This window comes from Micromonospora purpureochromogenes, assembly GCF_900091515.1.
GTDB classification, from domain to species: domain Bacteria; phylum Actinomycetota; class Actinomycetes; order Mycobacteriales; family Micromonosporaceae; genus Micromonospora; species Micromonospora purpureochromogenes.
This window is the reverse complement of sequence record NZ_LT607410.1, coordinates 1614581-1635605: the sequence shown is the minus strand read 5'-3', so window position 1 is coordinate 1635605 and position 21025 is coordinate 1614581. Positions and strand designations below refer to the sequence as shown.

The following is a 21025-nucleotide window of genomic DNA, read 5'->3' as shown; positions in this document are numbered from 1 at the left end:
GGCGGGCACTCAGAGCCGGGTGGCGTCGGGGGTGAGGTGTTCGGCCGGGTGGGGGCGGCGGGGCGCCGGGACTCCAGCGGGTGACCCGGGCGGCGGGGAGAGGCGGCGGCCACGCCAGAGCCAGGCGCCGGCGGCGGTGGTGACCACCCCGACCAGGACGAACAGCAGCCGGTAGTCGAACACCCCGACGAGCAGCGCGCCCGCCCCGATGGAGCAGGCCTGCGGGCCACTGACCAGCGCCTCGGACGCCGCGGCGACCCGGCCCAGCAGCCGGGGCGGGGTGCGCCGCTGGATCAGCGTGGCGAGCCCCACCATGGTCAGCGGCAACGAGACCCCGGCCAGCAGTAGCGCCAGCACCCCGAGCCGGAGGTCCGGCCAGGCCAGCGCCAGCGCGGCCGGGCCGAAGAAGGTCACCCCGGCGGCGAGCGCCCCGACCTCGCCGACCCGGCGTACCACGGCGGGTGAGAGCAGGCCGCCCACCAGCCCACCCACCCCCTGCACGGTGACCAGCACCCCGACGAACGCGGCGTCGCGGTCCAGCCCCTGGTCGACGTAGGCGAAGATCAGCGACTCGCTGAAGCCCATCACCAGCGAGCCCAGCCCGTACCCGAGCAGAGCCCGGCGCAGCGCCGGCTCGCCGGCCAGGTGCTGCAGCCCGGCGCCCAGCTCGGCCGGCCAGCGCAGGGTGGCCGCCGCCGGTTCGGCCTCGGCCACCCGGAGCAGCCCGACCACGGCGGCGGCGGTGACGAACCCGACCATCGCCAGGGTGGCGAGCAGCCAGCCACCGACCGCCGCGTAGAGGGCCGCCCCGGCCAGCGGGCCGCCGAGCCGCAGCCCCTGCCGCACGGTCTGCAGCGCCCCGTTCGCGTCGGCGAGCAGCTCGCTCGGCACCAGCTGCCGGATCAGGCCGCTGAGCGTCGCGCTGAGCGTGAGATACGACAAGCCGTACAGCGCGGCCACCACGTAGATGATCCAGACATCGGCGCGGTCCCGGACCGCGAAAAGTGGGGTGAGCAGCATGGCGGTGCCCAGGTTCGCGGCGACGAAGAACGGCCGCCGGCGGTAGCGGTCGACCACCCAGCCCACCAGCGGCGCCAGCGTCATCGGGGCGATGATCGCGAAGATGGTGGCGCCGGCCAGCCCGTCGGAGCCGGTCAGATCCTTCACCCAGATGGCGAGCGCGAGCAGCAGGATCGACTCGGCGGCCATGCTGGCCAGCAGCGCGCCGAAGAGCAGTCGGAAGTCGGGGCGGCGCAGGACGGTGCGCATGAGGGTTCCCTCCGCGGGGATGGCGCCGGTCGGCGCGTCAGGGGGAGGTGCGGCCGACCCGGTCATCGTCGCCCGGACGGCCGACACCTTCCACAGTCCTCTTTTTGTCTCGTGACACGCCCTCGCCGGAACCTCCGGCACCGGTCGCGCCGTCCATACTGACCGTGGGGGGCGAATTTCATACAGTTACCGTCGCCACCCGCGGCGGTCGAGGCGAAAGAGGACACCCGTGCCTCCTGCCGTACCCAGTCCGATCCTGCGCCGACGCAGGCTCGGCACCGAACTGCGCCGCCTGCGCGAGGCGGCGGGACTCACCGGCGACCAGGTCATCGAGCGGATCGGCTGGGCGTCGGCGTCCAAGCTGTCCCGGCTGGAGAACGGGCGCAGCCGCCCGGACCCGGACGACGTACGCCTCCTGCTCGACCTCTACGGCGCCGAGCCGGAGCTGTGCGACGACCTGATCGGGATCACCCACGAGGCCGGCGACATGCGCGGTTGGCGCAAGTCGTACCCGGTGATGACGCAGCAGCAGCTCGGCTGGGCGGAGATCGAGGCCGGCTGCGCGGAGATCCGCGAGTACAACCCGGTGCTGGTGCCGGGGCTGCTCCAGACCCCCGGCTACGCCCGGCTGCGGATCGTCTCGGCCGACCGGGCGGCCAGCGCGACCGGCGACCCCGAGGCCGGCGAGGACCCGGAGACCGAGGTACGCGCCCGGCTCGCCCGCCAGTCGTTGTTGGACCGGGTCGACGGCCCGCGCTACACGGCGGTGCTGGAGGAGGCCGCGCTGGGCCGCCGGGCCGGGCCGCCGGAGGTGCTGCACGAGCAGCTGGTGAAGCTCTGTGAGCTGGCCATCCTTCCCAACGTCACGCTGCACCTGCTGCAACGCGACACGGTGATCGGCGATTTCTACCTGCCGCCGACCGCCTTCTCGCTCTACCGGTTCGCCGATCCCCAGGATCCGGAGACCCTGGCGATCGAAGGCGGCTTCATCGACGTCATGTCACACGAGGCAAACCCGGTAAATCGCTATAAAGTGGCCTTCGAGTGGCTGTGCTCGGCGGCGCTCTCCGCATCGGACACCCTCTCCTGGCTCTTCGAGGCGACGGGGCGGCTGACCGACTCGGCAGCCCCGTCCACGTCGGCCCACGGGTCGGCGGCGCCGGTCCAGCGCCGGCGACACTCCGGGCGCCTGACGGAACGGTGATCCACACCGGACTCCGTCGGGGCCGGGCAGGTCACTCGTCCTCCATCGGAGTTCCAGGAGCAGGAGCAGAACCATGAACGACATCCGCAACACCGTCTCCGCCCGGCAGCTCGCCGACGCCCCGTGGCGCAAGAGCACCCGCAGCCAGACCTCGAACTGTGTGGAGGTGGCGCCGCTGGGAGCCAGTCCGACCGTGGTCGCGCTGCGGGACAGCAAGGACCCGAGCGGGCCCGTCCTGCTGTTCAACCGGGCCGGCTGGCTCGGCTTCGTCGGCGGGGCGAAGAACGGGCAGTTCGATCTGAACTGATCCGGTGACGCAGCGAGGGGCCGTCGGCACACCGCCGCCGGCCTCTCGTCGTCTCCGCCGGGGCGAACGTCCTGACCAGGCATCAGATGATCGGATGAGACCGGACGGATGGCCGCGTTTCACTTGCTGGGACGACGCGCGGGCGTAACATGACGAAAGAGTGACGTGGAACTTCCACAGCGTGCTCGCCCCGTCGCGGTCCATCCGGAGACAGCCATGCGTTTCCTGATCGTTCGTACCGACATCCGTACCGCCGCCGACAACGACATCGCCGCCGCCTGGGCCGGTGGCGGCCGGCTGCGGGACGAAACGACCGCGCCCGAGCCGCGCCGTCAGATCGTGCACGCCGAGGACCGCGACGCCGCGCTGCTGCTCGCCCGCGCGCTGTCCACCGTCGGCGCCGTCCGGTCCGGCCGGCAACGGGTCAAGGTGCTCCCGCTCGACGAGCCCGGCGTCGTCCACCAGGAGTGGTGGGAGGCCAGGGTCACCTGAGAACCACCGACGTCCGCCGTGGTCGGACCGGCTCCCCCGCCGTGTTCCTCGCCTCATCCGCCACGACGGTCCGTGTTCCCGGCCCGGGATCGTCGCGGCAACGACGGTCCCGGGCCGGGACCGCGTCGAGGCCCGGGCTCTCGGGCCGTCAGCCGGTCAGCAGTGCCCGTCCAGCCAGCGGTGGATGAGGAAGAGGGCGATCGAGGAGGGCGGCGGCAGGATCACCCGGTCCCCGTCGCCGGCGTCCACCGCCCGCCCGGCCAGCACCGCGCCGACCTCCCGGCGGGTGAACCAGCGGGCGTACGCGATCTCGGTCGGGTCGAGGAGGACCGGCGCCTCCGGGTCCGCCTCGGCCAGGAAACCGAGCATCAGCGAGCCGGGGAACGGCCAGGCCTGGCTGCCCGCGTACCCGATCCGCTCGACCGCGACCCCGACCTCCTCGTGCACCTCGCGCAGCACGGCCGCCTCGGCCGACTCCCCCGGCTCGACGTAGCCGGCCAGGCAGGAGAAGCGCCGCTCCCCCGCCGTGCTTGGCCAGGTCGCGTTGTTGCCGAGCAGGCAGCGCCCGTCCGGGCCGTCCACCCCGTCGTGCACCAGCACGATCATCGCCGGGTCGGTCCGCGGCCAGGCCCGGTGGCCCTGCGCGTCCACCCGGGACCAGCCACCCTCGTCGATCTCCGTCCGGTGCCCCGTCCGCGGCGACCAGCCGTGCCCGAGATGCCAGTTGACCAGCGCCAGCGCGGTGGTGAAGATGCCCGCGTCCCGGTCGCTGAGCAGGTGCCCGACGTCCCGCAGGTGCGCCGTCCGGGTGCCCGGCAGATCAGGCAGCGGCGCGTCCACCGCGAAGACCGGCGCCCCGTCCGGCTCCAGGCCGAGGAAGAGCGGCGCGGCATCGGCGATCCCGTCCAGCTCGGCCGGCTCGCGCAGCACCAGCGCCGGCGGGTTGGCATCGGTACGGACCAGCGCCATCCCCTCCCGCGACGAGTCGAGCACCAGCACCCGGGACCGCTGCCAGGCCTGCGCCAGCCAGTCCGGGTCGGTACGCCGGTGCGCCGCCCGGTCCAGGGTGGTGCGGGCCAGCGGCGGGGCGGGCTCGCCGCTCACGCCGACTCCCGGCGCACCGGGGTCAGCGCGGCCAGCTGTCCCTCGATCCGGTCGGCGTCGCCCAGCACCACAGTCACCGCCTTCGCCGGGGCGAGGTAGCGGGCCGCGACCTCCGCGACGTCCTCGGCGGTCGCCCTGGCCAGCCGGGCGGCGTGCTCGGCCAGGAAGTCCAGTCGCAGCCCGTTGCCGGCGTACGCACTGGTCAGCGAGGCGAGACCGGCCTGCGTGGACATGCCGAGCTGAAGGGTGCCCAGGGCGTACTGGCGGGCCTGCTCCAGCTCGTCCGGCTTCGGCGGCAGCGAGGCGAGCCGGCCCAGCTCGTACGTCGTCTCCAGCAGCGCCGGCCCGGTCACCTCGGTGGCCACCTCGGCGGCGGCGACCAGCACCGAGCCGGCGACCGAGTGCTCGACCGACGAGTGCGGCCCGTACGTGTAGCCCTTGTCCTCACGGATGTTCTCCACCCAGTGGGAGGAGAAGTAGCCGCCGAAGACCAGGTTGGCCAGTTGCAGCGCGGCGTGGTCCGGATGGGTGCGCGGCACCGCCGGCAGCGCCATGCGCAGCGAGGACTGCACCGAGCCGGGCCGGTCGACCAGCAGCAGCGGACCGGGCTCCAGCGGCGGGGTCGGCGGCAGGTCGACGCCCCGGGTGTCGCCGCGCCAGCCGCTCAGCGTCTGCTCGGCAGCGTCCAGCGCCCGCTCCGGCCGCACGTCGCCGACCAGCACCAGCACCGCCTCGGCCGGGTGCACCCGCTCGGCGTGCAGCTTGCGCAGCGCCGGCGGCTTCACCGCGCGGACCTGCTCGGGCTCCGGGGTCTGCACCGCGTACGAGTGGCTGCCGTAGATCCGCTTGAGCAGGGCCGTCCGGGCCAGGTGCGCCGGCTGGCTCTGCGCCACCTGGATCCGGTCGATCAGCCGGTCCCGCTCGGTGCCGACCCAGTCGGCCGGGTACGTCGCGTCGGTCAGCACGTCGGCCGCCAGCTCCAGCATCCGGTCCAGGCCGGTGACCAGGGCGGCCCCGGAGAGCATGAGCCGGTCCGGGTCGATGCCCGCCGACAGCCCGCCGCCGACCTTCTGCAACTCGGCGGCGATCTGGGTGGCGGTGTGGGTCTGGGTGCCGGAAAGGATGGTCTGCGAGAGCATCGCGCCGCGGGCCAGGTGCGTGCGGCCGAACGGCATCCACAGCCGCAGCTCGACCAGGGGCACGGCGGGGCGGCGTACCGCGATCACGGTGAGCCCGTTGGCGAGCCGCCGCTCGGCCTGCTTCGGCACCTTGAGCTTGCGGGTGGGGCCGAGCGCCGGCAGCGCGCGCGGCGTGGCGGGGGCGGTCGTCGTCACCGGGTCACCTCCGTTCGCGACTGCGGGGCTCGCAACACCGGCTCACTCCTCGCGCTCACCGGGCCACCTCCGTTCGCGACTGCGGGGCTCGCAAACCCGGCTCACTCCTCGCGCTCACCGGGTCACCTCCGTTCGCGACTGCGGGGCTCGCAAACCCGGCTCACTCCTCGCGCTCACCGGGCACCTCCGGGAATGACCTCGACGGCGGCGCGGCGCTCCGGCCGCAGGGTGGCGGCGGCGGCCCGGACCTGCTCCTCGGTGACCTCGCCGACCAGCCGGGGCAGCTCGTTGAGCAGGCCCGGCTCGCCGCGCTGCTGTTCCAGCACGGCCATCCGCAGCGCCCGGCCGAGCACCGCGTCGGTGTCCCGCAGCAGGTGGGTGGCCATCCTGGCCTGGGTACGCGCCAGCTCGCCCTCGGTCAGCCCGTCGGTGGCCAGCCGGTCCACCTCCTCGTCGATGGTGCGCAGCACCTTGTCCACGTCCCCGCTGGGGGGCAGGTGCGCCTGGAGCAGCAGCGCGGTGGGGTCGCGCACGTCGAACGGGTCGCCCATGAAGCCGAGGTAGCCGCCGAGGCCGGTGACCGTCCGGTCCCGCTGGACCAGCCGCTCCACCAGCCGGGAGGCGTCGCCGTCGGTGAGCACCTCGGCCAGCACCACGTAGGGCAGGTAGCCGGCGAAGTCGTCGATCGGATCGGGCACCCGCCAGGCCCCGGCGACCGCCGGCAGCGGCGCCAGCGTGTCGGTGTACGTGCTGCGCCGCTCGACGGTGAGGTCCGGCTCGGTGAAGTCGGGCCGCCGCGGCGCGGGTCGGGCCGGCACGTCGGAGAAGTGCCGCTCGATCAGGGTCGTCGTCTCGGCGACGTCGATGTCCCCGCTGACCGCCAGCACGGCGTTGCCGCTGGCGTAGTAGCGGCGGAAGAAGTCCGCGGCGTCGGCGACGGTGGCCGACTCCAGGTCGACGAAGGAGCCGTAGCCGTCGTGCGCGTTGGGGAAGGTGTCGAACATGACCGGCGGCAGGGTCAGCCACGGGAAGCCGCCGTACGGCCGGTTCAGCACGTTGACCCGGATCTCCTCCTTGACCACGTCGACCTGGTTGCGCAGGTTCTCCTCGGTCAGCCGGGGGCCGCGCATCCGGTCGGCCTCCAGGAACAGCGCCCGTTCCAGGGCGTTGCTCGGCAGCGTCTCGAAGTAGTCGGTGTAGTCCAGGTGGGTGGAGCCGTTGAAGGTGCCGCCGGCGCCCTGGACGTGCCGGAAGTGGGCCAGCTTCTCCAGGTTCTCCGAGCCCTGGAACATCAGGTGCTCGAAGAGGTGGGCGAAGCCGGTACGCCCCTCGGGCTCGGACCGGATGCCGACGTCGTAGACGACCGCTACCCCGATGACCGGGGCGCTGCGATCGGGGGTGAGGACCACCCGCAGGCCGTTGTCGAGGGTGTACCGCTCAACCGGATATTTCGTCGCGGGGATTCTGACTCTGCGCGTCGGCACGAGATCGACCTTAGCGCGTCGGCACCCCCGGCACCGGCGACCTTGGCGCAGCGGTCGGCACCGGCGGGTGCTCCGGCGCGGGAGGTGGTGCGCCGCCGGACGGCGGTACGGCGGTCGACCGAGCGACGCCGGCAACCCCACCGAACAGGTGGGAATTGCCGAGATTTCCGGGCAGGCCGTCCCGGATCGTGGATGGGTCTTGACGCCGGCCGACCGCTGCCCCACTCTTCCTACCAACTAAGTAGGAATACTGCGGATTGGATGGACGATGAGACGGCTCCCCTTCCGTCGGTTGGTCTCCCTCGCCACCCTCGCCGTCATCGGCGTGGCGACGGCGGGGACCACGGCGGCGTGCGGCGATGACAGCGAGGCCGGCGGCTCCGGCCCGGTCACCCTGCGGCTGGGCTACTTCCCCAACATCACTCACGCTCCGGCCGTGGTCGGCGTGGAGAAGGGCATCTTCGCCCAGAAGCTCGGCACCGACGTCAAGCTGGAGACCAAGACCTTCAACGCCGGCCCCGCCGCCATCGAGGCGGTCTTCTCCGGCGCGCTCGACGCGACGTACATCGGTCCGAACCCGACCGTGAACGCCTTCTCCAAGTCCAAGGGCGAGGCGGTCCGGGTGATCTCCGGCGCCGCCTCCGGCGGCGTGGCTCTGGTGGTCAAGCCGGAGATCACCTCGGTCGAGCAGCTTCGCGGCAAGAAGATCGCCACCCCGCAGCTGGGCAACACCCAGGACGTGGCGCTGCGCTACTGGCTCAAGGAGAAGGGCCTGAAGACCACCAAGGAGGGCGGCGGCGACGTCACGGTGGTGCCCCAGGAGAACGCCCAGACGGTGGAGACCTTCGGCAGTGGCGCGATCGACGGCGCGTGGGTGCCCGAGCCGTTCGTCTCCCGGCTGGTCAACGCTGGCGGCAAGGTGCTCGTCGACGAGCGCGACCTCTGGCCGGACCGGAAGTTCGTCATCACCAACCTGATCGTCAGCACCAAGTTCCTCAAGGCCCACCCGGACGTGGTGAAGAAGCTGGTCGAGGGGCAGGTCGCCGCGAACGAGTTCGTCAACACCAAGCCGGACGAGTCCCAGCAGGCCATCTCCGACCACATCGGCAAGATCACCGGCAAGCCGCTCGACCTGAAGCTGATCAAGCAGGCGTGGCCCACCCTGGAGTTCACCAACGATCCCATCGCCTCCTCACTGAAGACCGGGCTCGACCACGCGGTCGCGGTGGAACTCACCCAGCCGGTCAGCCTCGACGGCCTGTACGACCTGACGTACCTCAACGAGGTGCTCAAGACGCAGGGCAAGACCGAGGTGGCCCAGCCATGACGTCGACCACGACGGCGCCGAAGAGCGCGACCACCGCGGTCGCGCTCTCCGGCGTGACCAAGGTGTACGGGCGCGGGGCGAACGCCGTCCTCGCCCTCGACGGGGTGAGCCTCGACGTCGCGCCCGGCGAGTTCGTCTGCCTGGTCGGCGCCTCCGGCTGCGGCAAGAGCACGCTGCTCAACCTGGTGGCCGGCCTGGACCGGACCAGCGGTGGGCGGATCGCGCTGGCCGGCGACGCGAGCCCGGGGCTGATGTTCCAGGAGCCGGCGCTCTTTCCGTGGCTGACCGTCGAGGCCAACGTGGAGGTGCCGCTGAAGCTGCGTGGGCTGCCCCGGGCCGAGCGGCGCGAGCGGGTGGCGGAGCTGCTGCGCACCGTCCACCTGGCCGACTTCGGCCGCAAGCGCCCGCACGAACTCTCCGGCGGGATGCGCCAGCGGGTCGCGCTGGCCCGCACCCTGGCCCTCGACACCCCGATCCTGCTGATGGACGAGCCGTTCGGCGCGCTGGACGCGATGACCCGGGACATCCTGCACGACGAGCTGGAGCGGATCTGGTCCGAGCGGAAGCTGTCGGTGCTCTTCGTGACCCACAACGTCCGCGAGGCGGCCCGGCTCGCCGATCGGATCATCCTGCTCAGCAGCCGACCCGGCCGGATCATCTGGTCGACCGAGGTGGACGTGCCCCGACCCCGGCGCATCGACTCCCCGGAGGTCGCCGCGATCGCCGCCGAGGTCACCGACCGACTTCGTACGGAGGTGGGCCGTCATGGCCGGTGACACCCTCACTGGGACGCCGCGTACCGACGCGGAGATCTCCGGGCTGGACGCGCTGGAGATCGCCGGTCGGGAGAAGGAGGCCTCCCGGGGCGCCCGGCTCTGGGCGGCCACCTGGCCGAAACTCGCCGCGCTGGCCCTGGCCATCGGCATCTGGCAGGTGGTGGTCTGGAGCGGCTGGAAGCCGCCGTGGTCGCTGCCGGGGCCGGTGGTGGTGGGCGAGGAGCTGATCCGGCAGGCGAGCGGCGCCCAGCTGTGGCAGGGCATCGCGATCACGCTGCGCCGGGCTGCCGTCGGGTACGTCTTCTCGGTCGCGGTGGGCCTGCTGGTCGGCCTCGCGGTGGCCCGGTCCCGGGTGCTCCGGGCGGCCATCGGCTCGATGATCACCGCCCTGCAGACCATGCCGTCCATCGCCTGGTTCCCGCTGGCGATCCTGCTGTTCGAGCTGAGCGAGAAGGCGATCTTCTTCGTGGTGGTGCTCGGGGCCGCGCCGTCCATCGCCAACGGGGTGATCAGCGGCGTCGACTACGTGCCGCCGCTGCTGCTGCGCGCCGGCCGCAACCTCGGCGCCCGGGGACTCAACCTCTACCGGTACGTCATCGCGCCGGCCGCGCTGCCGGCGATCGTGGCCGGCCTGAAGCAGGGCTGGGCCTTCTCCTGGCGCAGCCTGATGGCCGGTGAGCTGCTCGTGGTCGGCATCTCGCAGACCTCGCTCGGCGCGCAGCTCACCTACGCCCGGGAGCTGGCGGACTCGCCCTGGCTGCTCGCCACGATGATCGTGATCCTGGTCGTCGGCCTGCTCGTCGACGCGGCCTTCGGCGCGGCGGACAAGGCGATCCGGCGCCGCTGGGGCGTGCTGGACCAGGCCGGTCAGTGACGTGTACGTCTCCGCGCGCAGCGACTACGCGCTCCGGGCGATGCTCGCCGTCGCCGCCTCGACCGGCGGCGCGGGCGGGCCGGCGGGCTCGGAGTCGCCGCCCGGGTCCGTCCCGGCGGGCGGGTCGGGTACGTCAACCGGCTCCCGGTCCGGACCGACCGGCGGGTCGGGGCCGGCCGACGGCCCGACAGCGCCCGGCGGGGCCGGCGGCGAGCTGGTGAAGGCGGCGGCCCTGGCGGAGAGCCAGGGCATCCCGCTCAGCTTCCTCCAGGGCATCCTGCTGGACCTGCGCCGGGCCGGGCTGCTGCACAGCCACCGCGGCACCGAGGGCGGGTACGCGCTGACCCGGCCCGCCGGGGAGATCAGCGTCGGAGACGTGCTGCGCGCCGTCGGCGGCTCGCTGACCACGGTGCGCGGCCTGCCGGCGGAGGACGCCGGCTACCACGGCGTGGCGACGGGGCTGCGGGACGTCTGGCTCGCGGTGCACGGCGCGATCGCCGTGGTGGTCGACCGGACCACGCTGGCCGACCTGCTGGTCCGCCGCGAGCGGTCCGCAATCGGGTGACGGCCGGTCGGTCCTCCCCCCGGAGCCCGACCGGCCACCCCCGCGTGCCGGCCCCTCGCCGGCCGCGGTCGCGGGACCGCCCCCGGTCAGCCGGAGGCCGGCCCCCCGCGTGCCGGCCCCTCGCCGGCCGCGGTCCCCGGACCATCCCCGGCTAGCCGGAGGTCAACTCCACCGCCGGGCCGGCCGAGCCGGCCGGGCTGCGCAGTTCGACCAGCCCGGCCGGGGCGGCGCGCCCCGGCCTCGGGTGCCAGGGCGCGAACGCCGCGACCATGGCGAGCACCAGCCCCGCGCCCGCCACCGCCAACACCACCAGCAGCTCGCGCACCGCCCCCGAATCGGCGTCGCCCGCCATGGTCACCCCTCCCGCGCCCGGCCGCCCCCGGCCGGGTCTTCCCCCCGGGTACCAGCTTCGATCAGGCAGGGGCCTCCGGACAGTCGCCGATCGGACCCAACCTCGCCTGTTTGCCGACTCAGCCGGCCGAACGTTCACCCAGCGTGGCCGTCCGGCCCCGCCACGTCGACGATCGCCGGCGAGCCGCGGCTCGGTGCGAAACGGGACGGGACGGGAAACGGAAACAGCGGCCGCGCGACCGCCGGCGGGCGGTGCGCGGCCGCTGCGGGCCGGAAAAGGTCAGGCGATACGCGGGCGGCGCGGGCGCCGGGAGCGGCCCGAGGTGCGGTGCGCGGAGCGCGCGCCCTCCCCGCCACCGTTGGCGATACGCGCGGCCGGCGCCGGCTGCGGGACGACGATGGTCACCGGCACGCCGGACGGCTCCCGGGCACCGGTCACCCGGGCCAGCGACCCGTCGTTGAGGCGTACCTGGGTCGACTGCGGCTTGATCCCGGCCACGGTCATCAGCCGGGAGACGTCCCGGCGCTGCTCGGGCAGGACCAGCGTGACCACGGTGCCGGACTCCCCCGCCCGGGCGGTACGACCGCCCCGGTGCAGGTAGTCCTTCGCCTCGGTCGGCGGGTCCACGTTGACGACCATGTCCAGTCCGTCCACGTGGATGCCCCGGGCCGCCACGTCGGTGGCGACCAGGGCGGTCACCTGGCCGGTGCGGAACTGCTCCAGGATCCGGGTGCGCTGCGGCTGGGACTTGCCGCCGTGCAGGGCCGCGGCGCGTACCCCCTTGGCCAGCAGCTGGCGGGCCATCCGGTCGGCGCGGTGCTTGGTGGCCATGAACATGATCGTGCGGCCCTCACGGGCGGCGATCTGGGTGAGCGCGGCCGGCTTGTCGGCCGCGTCGACGTGCAGCACGTGGTGCGTCATCGCGGTCACCGTGGCGGTGCCCGGGTCGACGGAGTGCGAGACCGGGTTGCTCAGGAAGCGGCGGACCAGCTTGTCCACGCCGCCGTCCAGGGTGGCGGAGAAGAGCATCCGCTGGCCGTCCGGAGCGACCTGCTCCAGCAGCTTGGTGACCTGCGGCAGGAAGCCCATGTCGGCCATCTGGTCGGCCTCGTCCAGCACGGTGATGGCGACCTGGTCGAGCCGGGCGTCGCCCCGGTTGATCAGGTCGTGCAGCCGGCCGGGGGTGGCCACCACGACCTCGGCGCCGGAGCGCAGCGCGTCCGCCTGCCGCTGGAGCGACAGGCCGCCGACCACGGTGGCGCAGCGCAGCCCGACGGCGCGGGCGTACGGGGTGAGGGCGGTGGTGACCTGCTGGGCCAGCTCACGGGTCGGCACCAGCACCAGCGCCAGCGGGCGACCGGGGCGGGCCCGGCGGCCGGCGGTACGCGACAGCAGCGGGAGCCCGAAGGCGAGCGTCTTGCCCGAGCCGGTACGGCCGCGGCCGAGCACGTCGCGGCCGGCGAGCGAGTCCGGCAGGGTGGCCGTCTGGATCGGGAACGGCTCGGTGATGCCCTGCGCCGTCAGCTCGGTGAGCAGCGCCGGTGCCAGGCCGGTCGCGGCGAAGGTGGGAATGGTCATGGTCATGCGGAAATGCCTTCCTCGACGCGGCACGTGTCGAGGGAGGGCGCCGGTGAATCGGCGCTGTCGCCGGCGGAGCAGATCCGCCACGACTCACAAGCACGAACCGAAGGGGTACAGGCCGGTCCGCCGCAGCACGCCACTCCCGCGTGAGCGGGGGGCGGCGCGGCGGACCGGTCCCGTCACCGCGCCCGGAGGGCGCGGAGGGTGTTACGGGTCGATCCGAAGATCAGGGTGTTACGGGTTGATCCGAGGATCAGAGCGGGCGGATGTTCTCCGCCTGCGGGCCCTTCTGGCCCTGGGTCACCTCGAACTCGACCCGCTGGTTCTCGTCCAGGCTCCGGTAGCCGGAGGACTGGATCGCCGAGAAGTGGGCGAAGACGTCGGCGCCGCCGCCGTCCGGGGTGATGAAGCCGAAGCCCTTGTCAGCGTTGAACCACTTGACGGTGCCAATAGCCATGTGTTCTGTCTCCTTGACGGAACGTCGAACCCGCACTTGTTGCGGACTCGAAGAGGAGCGCTCCGCGCGGGAATGCGCGAATCGCTTGTCGCTTCTGGTCGCCCCGCCCGGAGAACTCCGGACACAACAAAGAGCGCCTGGGGCCACAATCCGCCAGGCGCACACAGAGTCTCTGGAAACCAAAACTGCAACAGGACGAACCTATCACAGATTGCCCGGCGCGCCACCCCCGGCCGGAATTTCCGGTACGCCGCCGATCAACGCGGTGAGCCCGGCGGCGTCGAGCAGGTCCGCCGGCCGCACCGTCACGCCCTCCCGGACGTAGTGGAAGGCCGCGCCGACCCGGTCGACCGGCACCCCGGCCAGCTCGGCCCAGGCCAGCCGGTAGACGGCCAGCTGCACCGCCGCCACCTCGGCCTCCCGGCCGGTGGGCCGGCGGCCGGTCTTCCAGTCGACCACGTCGTACCGGCCGCCGGGACGGGCGAAGACGGCGTCCATCCGGCCCCGGACCACCACCCCGGCGAGCACCGTGGCGAACGGCACCTCCACCTCCACCGGCACCCGCTCGGCCCACTCGCTGGCCAGGAAGCGCTCCTGCAACTCGGCCAGCGCCTCGTCCGGCGCGGCGTCCGCATCGGCCGCGCCGGGCAGCTCGTCCACGTCGAGCAGCCGGTCGGCGCCGAAGCGCTGCTCCAGCCAGGTGTGGAAGGCGGTGCCCCGCCGCGCGTACGGGTTGGGCTCGGTCGGCATCGGCCGGCGCAGCGTCCGGGCCAGCGCCTCCGGGTCGCGGCGCAGCGCCACCAACTGGGTCACCGACAGGTGCCCGGGCAGCGCCACCTCCACGGCTTCGGCCTGCCGGAGCAGCTCGGCCCGCTCGGCGAGGAGCAGGTCGGCCTCCCGCCGCCAGCGCACCACCTCCGGGTCCTCGACCTCGGCCTCCCCACCGGTCGGCACGGCCACGGCGTCGCCAGCGGAGCCACGGGCGGCCGGTCGGGTCCCGCCGGCGGCCGGCTCGGTCCCGGCGACAGCGGGCGCGGTCCCGCCGCCAGGACGCTCCGTGCCGGTGGCGGAGGGCTCGGTGCCGTCGACGGGAGGCTCGGTCCCGCCGGCAGCGGGCGCGGCCCCGCCGACAGGACGCTCCGTCCCGGCGGCAGGGGGCTCGGTGCGGTCGGCGGCCAGCGGGCGGACCGCCGGAGCGGCGGCGGAGATGGCGGTGGCCGGTTCGCGGCGGGCCGCGGCGGGGTCGGCGAGGAACCGGCGGACCAGCGCGGCGGCCTCGGCCAGCGCCGGCCGGCGGGCGCCCAGCGGGTCCGCCGGCCACTCCGCCCGCAGCACCATCTCGGTGGTCGGGTTGACCGCGTCCCCGGCCGGCTCGGGCGCCCAGGTGTCGACCAGGTGCCCGGTCGCGCCGTCGAGGCAGGCGTCGTGCACCTCGCGGAGGAAGACCGACGGGCCCCGGAAGCGTTTGGTGCCCTCGCCCCACCAGTAGCCGGAGCAGAGCAGCAGTCGACGCGGCCGGGTCACCGCCACGTACGCCAGCCGGCGCTCCTCCCGCTCGTCGTGCACCCGCCAGGCATCGGTGAAGTCCTCCAGGGCCCGAGCCACCCCGCGCTGGTCCTCCGCCCCGGCCAGGCCCAGCTCGGGCAGCCCGTCGGCGTCGCCCCGCAGCGGGAACGGCAGCACCCCGAGCCCGCCCAGCCAGTGGTCGGAGTTGCGCACCGGCCCCGGCCAGACTCCCCGGGTCAGCCCGGCGACCGCCACCACGTCCCATTCCAGGCCCTTGGCGGCGTGCGCGGTGAGCACCTGCACGGCGCCCTCGACCACCTCCACCTCGCCGGGGGCCAGGCCGCGCTCCTCGTCCTCGGCGGCGGCGAGGTAGGCCAGGAACCCGGCGAGGGTGGCCCCCGGGGTCTCGCCGCTGAACCGGGCGGCCACGTCGCCCAGGGCGTCCAGGTGGCCTCGGGCCAGCCCGGCGTCGCCGGCGCCGTCCCGGCCGGCCCGGACCGCCACCTCCACGTCCAGGCCGATGGTCCGCTCGATGTCGGCGATCAGCTCCGGCAGGGTCTGGTCCAGCCGGTAGCGCAGCAGCGCCAGTTCCATCCCGTACGCGCGCAGCCGCGCGTAGCCCTCGGCCGAGTACGCCTGCGCCGGCCCGAGGTCGGCCAGCGCCTCGACCAGCGTCGCCTCGTCCAGCACGTCCACCGCGATCTCCGGCCCGTCGTCCCCGGTGAGCCGGTGCCGCGCCCGCGCGATCGCCCGGGCGCGCCGGTGCAGCGCCACCAGGTCACGCGGCCCGATCCGCCAGCGCGCGCCGGTGAGCAGCCGCAGCAGCGCCGCCCCGTCGGTCGGGTCGGCCAGCACCCGCAGGGTGCAGACCACGTCGCGGACCTCGGGAGTGTCCAGCAGGCCGCCCAGGCCGACCACCTCGACCGGCAGGCCGCGGGCCCGCAGCGCCGCCTCGATCGCCGGGATCTGGCTGCGCAGCCGGACCAGCACGGCGGTGGTGGGGCGCTGCGGCACCGGGATGTGCTCGGGCAGCGCCCCGGGCAGTCGGGCGGCGCCCCGCCAGGCGGCGAGCACGCTGTCGGCGATCCAGTCCGCCTCGTCGGCGTACGTCTCCAGCAGCGCGCAGTGCACCGTGCCGGCGGCGTGGCCGCCCGGGCTGCGGTGCGGGATCGGGTCCCGGACGCTCAGCGCCGCGCGCAGCTCGGGCACCCGGGCCCCGGCGGCGCGCAGCGGCAGGGAGAGCGCGTTGGCCACGCCGAGGATCTCCGGCCGGTTGCGCCAGCTCGTGGTGAGGCTCAGCACCTCGGCCGCGCTGCCGTCGGCACCGGCGAACTCGGTCGGGAACCGCTCCAGGGTGCCGGCGCTGGCCCCGCGCCAGCCGTAGATGGACTGGCACGGGTCACCGACCGCGGTGACCGGGTGGCCACCGCCGAACAGCGCGTTGAGCAGCACCACCTGGGCGTGGCTGGTGTCCTGGTACTCGTCGAGCAGCACCACCCGGAAGCGGTCCCGCTCGACCGCGCCCACGGCCGGGTGGTCACGGGCCACCCGCGCGGCCCGGGCGAGCTGGTCGGCGAAGTCCATCGCCTCGAAGTCGTCCTTGCGCCGCGCGTACGCCCGCACCAGCGGGAGCAGCTTCAGCCGGGTCTGCTGGAGCTGCAACGCCTTGCGCACGTCCGCGTAGACCCGGCCGGGGCGGGACTGCACGTCGGCGAAGAAGCGGCCGGTCCAGGCGGCCAGCTCGTCCGGGTCGACCAGGTGCTCGTCCAGCTCCCCGGCCAGCGCCAGCACCGCGTCGGTGATGGTGCTGGGCATCCGGTCGACCTCGGACATGTCGCCGTCGTAGTTGCGTACCAGCAGGTCGACCAGCTGCCAGCGGGACGCCTCGGTGAGCAGCCGGGTGGTCGGCTCGTACCCGGCGCGCAGCCCGTGCTCGGTGACGATCCGGCCGGCGTACGAGTGGTACGTGGAGACGGTCGGCTCCCCGGCGAGCGGGTCGTCCAGCGGGTCGCGCCCGCGCCGGCCCAGCCGCCGGACCAGCTGGTCGAGCCGGGTACGCACCCGGTGCGCCAGCTCACCGGCCGCCTTGCGGGTGAAGGTGAGGCCGAGGATCTGCTCCGGCCGGACGTACGAGTTGGCGACCAGCCAGACCACCCGGGCGGCCATCGTCTCGGTCTTGCCCGATCCGGCGCCCGCCACCACCAGCAGCGGTTCCACCGGCGCGGCGATGATCGCCGCCTGCTCCCGGGTCGGGGCCGGGAGGCGGAGCAGCTTCGCCAGCTCGACCGGGGTGTAGCGGGGCCCGGCGTCGGCGGCCCGGGGCGCCGGGGCGGCGGTGCTGAACAGGGTCGGCTGGGTCACGGTTCCGCCCTGGTTCGCGGGGCTCGCAGGCTCACGGGCGGTCCTCCGGAGTCCGGGTCGTTGGCGGCTCGACGACCTGACGCCCCTGCCCCGAGACCGGGCAGCTGGTGCGCACCGGGCAGACCCGGCACTTCGAGTTGGCGACCGCGGCGAAGGTGGCGGCGGCCATCGTATCGGCGGTGCGCCGGACCAGGGCGGTGGCCCAGCCGGCCTCCGGACCCTCCCCGGCGGCGGCCTGGGCCTGCTCCTTGGCATCCTTCGCCCCCGTGCCGAGCTGCACCAGCGCGGCACCGCCGGACTCCTCGCCGAACTCGGCGAACGCCCCCGCCTCCACCGCTGCCTGGTACGCCCCGAGCTGCGGGTGCTCGGCCACCTCCCGCTCGGTGACCGCCGTCGACTTGCCGGTCTTCAGATCGATCACCACGAGCCGGCCGTCGGCGTCGACCTCCAGCCGGTCGACCCGGCCGGTCAGCTCGACCGGGCGGGTCGGGTCGTCGAGGCGGACGGCGAACTCGTGCTCGATGGCGAGCAGCCGGCGCGGGTTGCCGGCGAGCCAGCGCAGCAGCTTGTCCACCATGGCCTCGGCACGAAAGCGTTCCGGACCGACCATCCACCGGGCGGCCAACTCGATCGCGTCGAACCGGGCGGCAACGTACTCCAGCAGGGCGGTGCGGTCGGCGCTGGCGTCCTCGGCGAGCATCGCGGCGGCGTGCACCAGGTTGCCGACGCCCTGCGCGGCGCTGGCCGGGCCGCTGCCGCCGTGCCGTTCCAGCAGCCAGCGCAGGCTGCACCGCAACGCGCTCTCCATTGCCGACGGGGTGACCCGGACCGGCTCGCCCTCGTCGACCAGCGGCCGGTCGTCGGAGAGGCCGCGCAGGCCCCACCAGTCGTCCGGGTGGGCGCCGGGGATGCCGGCGGCGGCCAGGCGCGCCAGCTCGGCCGCCGCCGCGCGCCGCCGGGCGGGCGGCGCCGCCGGGTCGGTGACCGCGGTACGCAGCTCCGCGACCAGCGCGGACAGGGTGAGCGCCCGGGGCGGACGCCCGACCGGCAGCTCCCCGGGTTGGTGCGGCTCGTCGTCGTCCACGGCCGACGACACGGTGGCGCCGGGCCGGGCCGTTGCCGCCGAGGCGGTCAGGGCGGCGCCGTCGCCCGGGCGGTCGGGGGCGACCCGGCCGGTCCGCGCGGCACGGTCGCCGGGCCGGTCCGGGGCGTTCGCCGCGGCGCCGTCGCCCGGCCGGTCGGCGACGGGGCCCGTCACCGCGGCCCGGTCGCCCGGCCGGTCCGCCGCCGGGACGGCCGCTGCCGCGCCGTCGCCCGGTCGATCCGCCGTCCGGCCGGTCGCCTTCGATCCGGTCGGCGTCAAGTCGGTCGGCGTCAAGCCGAGGGCCGGGCCGGTCGGCGTCGAACCGGGCGCCGGGCCGGTCGGCTTCGGTCCGGGCACCGGGTGGGTCGGCGCGGGGCCGCCGGCCCCGGTCGCGGGGGGCTCGGTGGTGCCCAGCTCGTGCAGGAAGCGGCTCGGCTGTTCCTCGTGGTCGTCGCCGCCGACCGCCGCCGAGGCGACCGCGGTGACCAGCAGCCGGCGCCGGGCCCGGGTCACCGCGACGTGGAAGAGGCGACGCTCCTCGTCGAGCAGGGCGGAGGTCTGGCCGACCAGGCTGGCCCGGGTGCCGGCGCCGTCGGCCCGGCCGGCGAGCACGTCGACCAGTCGCTCGGAGCCGAGCAGGCTGCCGCGCAGCCGGAGGTCGGGCCAGATCCCCTCCTGGACCCCGGCGACGGCGACCAGGTCCCACTCGAGGCCCTTGGCCGCGTGGGCGGTGAGCAGCCGGACCGCCTCGCCCCGGTCGGCGCTGGCGGCCAGGGTGTCGGCCGGCAGGTCCTGGCCGAGGACGTGGTCGAGGAAGACCTCGGTACGCGCGCCGGGCAGCCGGTCGGTGAAGCGGGCGGCGGCGTCGAAGAGCACCATCACCGCGTCGAGGTCGCGGTCGGCTGCCTCGGCCCGCCAGCGCTGGGCGGTCTCGTGCTCGCCGGTGGCGGCCCGGCCCCGGTTGATCGCCCCGGCCCAGCGCTCGGCGAGGCCGCTGGCCCGCCACACCGCCCAGAGCACGTCCTCGGCGGTGGCACCGGGGGTGGCCGCCGCCGTCCGCGCGGTGGCGAGCAACTCGGCCACCGTCCGGGCCGGCTCGACCCAGCGCCGGTCGATGGCGGCCAGCTCGGCCGGGTCGCGCAGCGCCTCGACGATCAGCTCGCCGGAGGGGCGGCGGTCCCCGGCCGCCAGCGCGAGCGCCCGCAGCCCCTGGCGCAGCCGTCGCTCGGCGAGCGGGTCGGCGCCGCCCAGCGGCGAGTGGAGCAGGGCGACGGCGGTCTCCTCGTCCAGCCGGTCCGGCTCCAGCGCGCAGCGCAGCAGGAGCAGCAGCGGCGCCACCGCGGGTTGCAGGTGCAGCGGCAGGTCCTCGCCGTGCACCACGGTCGGCACCCCGGCGGTGTGCAGGGCCCGGCGCAGCGAGGGCAGGTGCAGGTTGGTCGAGCGGACCAGCACCGCCATCCGCGACCAGGGCACCCCGTCGAGCAGGTGCGCCGACCGCAGCGCGTGCGCGAGCCAGGCCGACTCACTGGTGCCGGAGCGGAACGTGCGCACCTGCACCGTGCCGGGCGGCGCGTCGGGCAGCGGGTGCAGGGCCCGGTGCGCGGCCGGGCCGCGCAGCCGCCGGGCCAGCCGCCCGGTGGCGGCGAGCAGCCCCGCCCCGGCCCGGTACGACGTGGTCAGCACCACCTGCGCGGCCGGCGCGCCGGAGGCCGTCCGGAACCGGTGCGGGAAGGTGTGCACCACGGCCGGGTCGGCGCCCCGGAAGGCGTACGTGGAGGAGTCCGGGTCGGCGAACGCGACCAGGGGCTTGCCGCCGCCGGCGATGACGGCGAGCAGCTCCTGCTGGGCGGGGTCGGTGTCGGCCAGTTCGTCGACGTAGACGTGGGCCAGCCGGCGCCGCTCGGCCGCCAGCAGCTCGGGGTCGTCCAGCAGCATCCCGGTGGCGGCGCGGACCAGCTCCGCCGGGTCGTACGCGATCGAGCCGCGGTTGGCGACGTCGCGCAGGGCGAGCACGGCGACGTACTCGCGGAGGAAGCGGGCGGCGGCCGGCCAGTCGGCGCGGCCGAGCTTCTCGCCGAGGCGGGCCAGCTCGACCGGCCCGACGCCGCGCTCGGCGGCCCGCATCAGCAGGTCGCGCAGCTGGCCGGCGAAGGCCCGGGTACGCAGCGCGGGGCGCAGGTCCTCCGGCCAGCCGATCGGGTCGTCGCCGGGCTCCTCGCCCACCACGTCGAGCAGCTCGCGGATGATCAGATCCTGCTCGGGACCGGTGAGCAGCCGGGGTGACGGCTCGCCCCGCTCGGCGGCGGCGCGGCGGAGCAGCCCGAAGGCGTACGCGGGGAAGGTGCGCACCAGCGGCTCGCGGACCACTCGGGCGGGCCGGGCCGCGGTGCTGCTCCCCGCCCGCCCGTTCTCCGGGAGATCGCCGGCCCCGGCGATCCGCGCCTCGATCCGGTGGCGCAGGTCGGTGGCCTGCCGCCGGGCGAAGGTGAGCACCAGGATCCGCTCGGGGTCGACCCCCTCGGCCACCCGGGCGGCGACCGCCTCGACCAGGGTGCTGGTCTTACCGGTGCCCGGGCCGCCGATGATCAGCATCGGCCCGTCGGTGTGGCCGACGATCTCCGCCTGGAGCGGGTCGGTCAGCCGGGCACCGGGATGCGCGCCATCGACCGCCGACCCCGCGGACCGCGACTCCCCCTCGACGCCGGCGCCTGCCCGGTCGGGTCCCTGGATCGCCCCGCCGGCTGGACGGTCCCCCCGAACCGTCGCGGCGGACCGCCCCTCCCCCGGACCCGGTCCAGCAGGCCGACGCACCAGCCGGTACCCCTGCACCCCCACATCCCACCACGCCCCTCCGACACCCACCCCGCCCCCACCCCGCCGGACATTTGTCGATCATGAAGTTGTCGCCACGACACGCCGGCATCGACGACAACAACTTCATGATCAAC

At 75.0% G+C, this 21025-nt stretch carries 16 protein-coding genes; 7 read left to right on the top strand and 9 right to left on the bottom strand.

The genetic code is table 11. The annotated features are described in order from the left end of the window. Positions 1-9: 9 nt before the first annotated feature. Positions 10-1269 (bottom strand): MFS transporter, encoded by a 1260-nt coding sequence (locus GA0074696_RS07660; protein WP_088960442.1) that lies wholly within the window; start codon positions 1267-1269, stop codon positions 10-12. A 229-nt stretch (positions 1270-1498) separates the two neighbouring features. On the opposite strand from GA0074696_RS07660, the gene GA0074696_RS07655 reads away from it, so the two are divergent. The 3 genes from GA0074696_RS07655 to GA0074696_RS07645 all read left to right on the top strand — a co-directional run bounded on the left by GA0074696_RS07655 (position 1499) and on the right by GA0074696_RS07645 (position 3272). Beyond that, the gene (locus GA0074696_RS07655) at positions 1499-2473 is read left to right on the top strand and encodes a helix-turn-helix domain-containing protein (RefSeq protein WP_088960441.1); all 975 of its coding nucleotides are present in this window, start codon (positions 1499-1501) and stop codon (positions 2471-2473) included. 73 nt (positions 2474-2546) lie between these two features. Next, positions 2547-2780 (top strand): DUF397 domain-containing protein, encoded by a 234-nt coding sequence (locus tag GA0074696_RS07650; RefSeq protein WP_088960440.1) that lies wholly within the window; start codon positions 2547-2549, stop codon positions 2778-2780. A gap of 216 nt (positions 2781-2996) precedes the next feature. Next, on the top strand, positions 2997-3272 hold the full coding sequence (locus GA0074696_RS07645) for a hypothetical protein (RefSeq protein ID WP_088960439.1): 276 nt from the start codon (positions 2997-2999) through the stop codon (positions 3270-3272). A 156-nt stretch (positions 3273-3428) separates the two neighbouring features. On the opposite strand, the gene nudC is transcribed toward GA0074696_RS07645, so the two are convergent. From nudC to GA0074696_RS07630, 3 genes are all read right to left on the bottom strand, one after another. Further along, a complete protein-coding gene (gene nudC / locus GA0074696_RS07640; RefSeq protein ID WP_088960438.1) occupies positions 3429-4376 on the bottom strand; it encodes an NAD(+) diphosphatase in 948 nt (315 codons plus the stop codon). Then, the gene (locus GA0074696_RS07635; RefSeq protein WP_088960437.1) at positions 4373-5710 is read right to left on the bottom strand and encodes a M16 family metallopeptidase; all 1338 of its coding nucleotides are present in this window, start codon (positions 5708-5710) and stop codon (positions 4373-4375) included. Before GA0074696_RS07635 ends, nudC begins: the two co-directional genes overlap by 4 nt. A gap of 173 nt (positions 5711-5883) precedes the next feature. Beyond that, positions 5884-7194, bottom strand: a complete 1311-nt coding sequence (locus GA0074696_RS07630) for a M16 family metallopeptidase (RefSeq protein WP_088960436.1) — start codon at positions 7192-7194, stop codon at positions 5884-5886. A gap of 268 nt (positions 7195-7462) precedes the next feature. Here GA0074696_RS07630 and GA0074696_RS07625 point away from each other — a divergent pair, with 268 nt between their 5' ends. The 4 genes from GA0074696_RS07625 to GA0074696_RS07610 are packed head-to-tail and all read left to right on the top strand — an operon-like array spanning position 7463 to position 10736. Next, on the top strand, positions 7463-8521 hold the full coding sequence (locus GA0074696_RS07625; protein WP_088960435.1) for an ABC transporter substrate-binding protein: 1059 nt from the start codon (positions 7463-7465) through the stop codon (positions 8519-8521). Next, positions 8518-9297, top strand: coding sequence for an ABC transporter ATP-binding protein (locus GA0074696_RS07620; protein WP_088960434.1), 780 nt, complete (start codon positions 8518-8520; stop codon positions 9295-9297). Before GA0074696_RS07625 ends, GA0074696_RS07620 begins: the two co-directional genes overlap by 4 nt. Continuing rightward, complete coding sequence (locus tag GA0074696_RS07615; RefSeq protein ID WP_088960433.1) at positions 9287-10171, top strand: ABC transporter permease; 885 nt, start codon at positions 9287-9289, stop codon at positions 10169-10171. The genes GA0074696_RS07620 and GA0074696_RS07615 overlap by 11 nt, the downstream gene beginning before the upstream one ends. Before the next feature lies 1 nt (position 10172). Beyond that, the gene (locus tag GA0074696_RS07610; protein ID WP_088960432.1) at positions 10173-10736 is read left to right on the top strand and encodes an RrF2 family transcriptional regulator; all 564 of its coding nucleotides are present in this window, start codon (positions 10173-10175) and stop codon (positions 10734-10736) included. Between the two features lie 151 nt (positions 10737-10887). On the opposite strand, the gene GA0074696_RS07605 is transcribed toward GA0074696_RS07610, so the two are convergent. The 5 genes from GA0074696_RS07605 to GA0074696_RS31685 all read right to left on the bottom strand — a co-directional run bounded on the left by GA0074696_RS07605 (position 10888) and on the right by GA0074696_RS31685 (position 20906). Continuing rightward, positions 10888-11088 carry a hypothetical protein gene (locus GA0074696_RS07605; protein ID WP_088964417.1) on the bottom strand — a complete coding sequence of 67 codons (201 nt, stop codon included), beginning with the start codon at positions 11086-11088 and terminating at the stop codon, positions 10888-10890. Between the two features lie 279 nt (positions 11089-11367). Beyond that, positions 11368-12672, bottom strand: coding sequence for a DEAD/DEAH box helicase (locus GA0074696_RS07600; RefSeq protein ID WP_088960431.1), 1305 nt, complete (start codon positions 12670-12672; stop codon positions 11368-11370). A 250-nt stretch (positions 12673-12922) separates the two neighbouring features. Then, the gene (gene cspE / locus GA0074696_RS07595) at positions 12923-13126 is read right to left on the bottom strand and encodes a transcription antiterminator/RNA stability regulator CspE (RefSeq protein ID WP_007464836.1); all 204 of its coding nucleotides are present in this window, start codon (positions 13124-13126) and stop codon (positions 12923-12925) included. A gap of 204 nt (positions 13127-13330) precedes the next feature. Beyond that, entirely contained in the window at positions 13331-16993 is a 3663-nt protein-coding gene (locus GA0074696_RS07590) for a UvrD-helicase domain-containing protein (RefSeq protein WP_088960430.1), read from the bottom strand. Positions 16994-17024: 31 nt separating this feature from the next. Then, on the bottom strand, positions 17025-20906 hold the full coding sequence (locus tag GA0074696_RS31685; RefSeq protein ID WP_407940561.1) for a PD-(D/E)XK nuclease family protein: 3882 nt from the start codon (positions 20904-20906) through the stop codon (positions 17025-17027). Positions 20907-21025: the final 119 nt, after the last annotated feature.

Excerpts from the sequence above, each read along its gene's own strand:
- GA0074696_RS07645 (WP_088960439.1), top strand. The coding sequence starts at position 2,997 with ATGCGTTTCCTGATCGTTCGTACCGACATCCGTACCGCCGCCGACAAC.
- GA0074696_RS07625 (WP_088960435.1), top strand. The coding sequence starts at position 7,463 with ATGAGACGGCTCCCCTTCCGTCGGTTGGTCTCCCTCGCCACCCTCGCC.
- cspE (WP_007464836.1), bottom strand. The coding sequence starts at position 13,126 with ATGGCTATTGGCACCGTCAAGTGGTTCAACGCTGACAAGGGCTTCGGC.
- GA0074696_RS07615 (WP_088960433.1), top strand. The coding sequence starts at position 9,287 with ATGGCCGGTGACACCCTCACTGGGACGCCGCGTACCGACGCGGAGATC.
- GA0074696_RS07620 (WP_088960434.1), top strand. The coding sequence starts at position 8,518 with ATGACGTCGACCACGACGGCGCCGAAGAGCGCGACCACCGCGGTCGCG.
- GA0074696_RS07600 (WP_088960431.1), bottom strand. The coding sequence starts at position 12,672 with ATGACCATGACCATTCCCACCTTCGCCGCGACCGGCCTGGCACCGGCG.
- GA0074696_RS07650 (WP_088960440.1), top strand. The coding sequence starts at position 2,547 with ATGAACGACATCCGCAACACCGTCTCCGCCCGGCAGCTCGCCGACGCC.
- GA0074696_RS07660 (WP_088960442.1), bottom strand. The coding sequence starts at position 1,269 with ATGCGCACCGTCCTGCGCCGCCCCGACTTCCGACTGCTCTTCGGCGCG.
- GA0074696_RS07605 (WP_088964417.1), bottom strand. The coding sequence starts at position 11,088 with ATGGCGGGCGACGCCGATTCGGGGGCGGTGCGCGAGCTGCTGGTGGTG.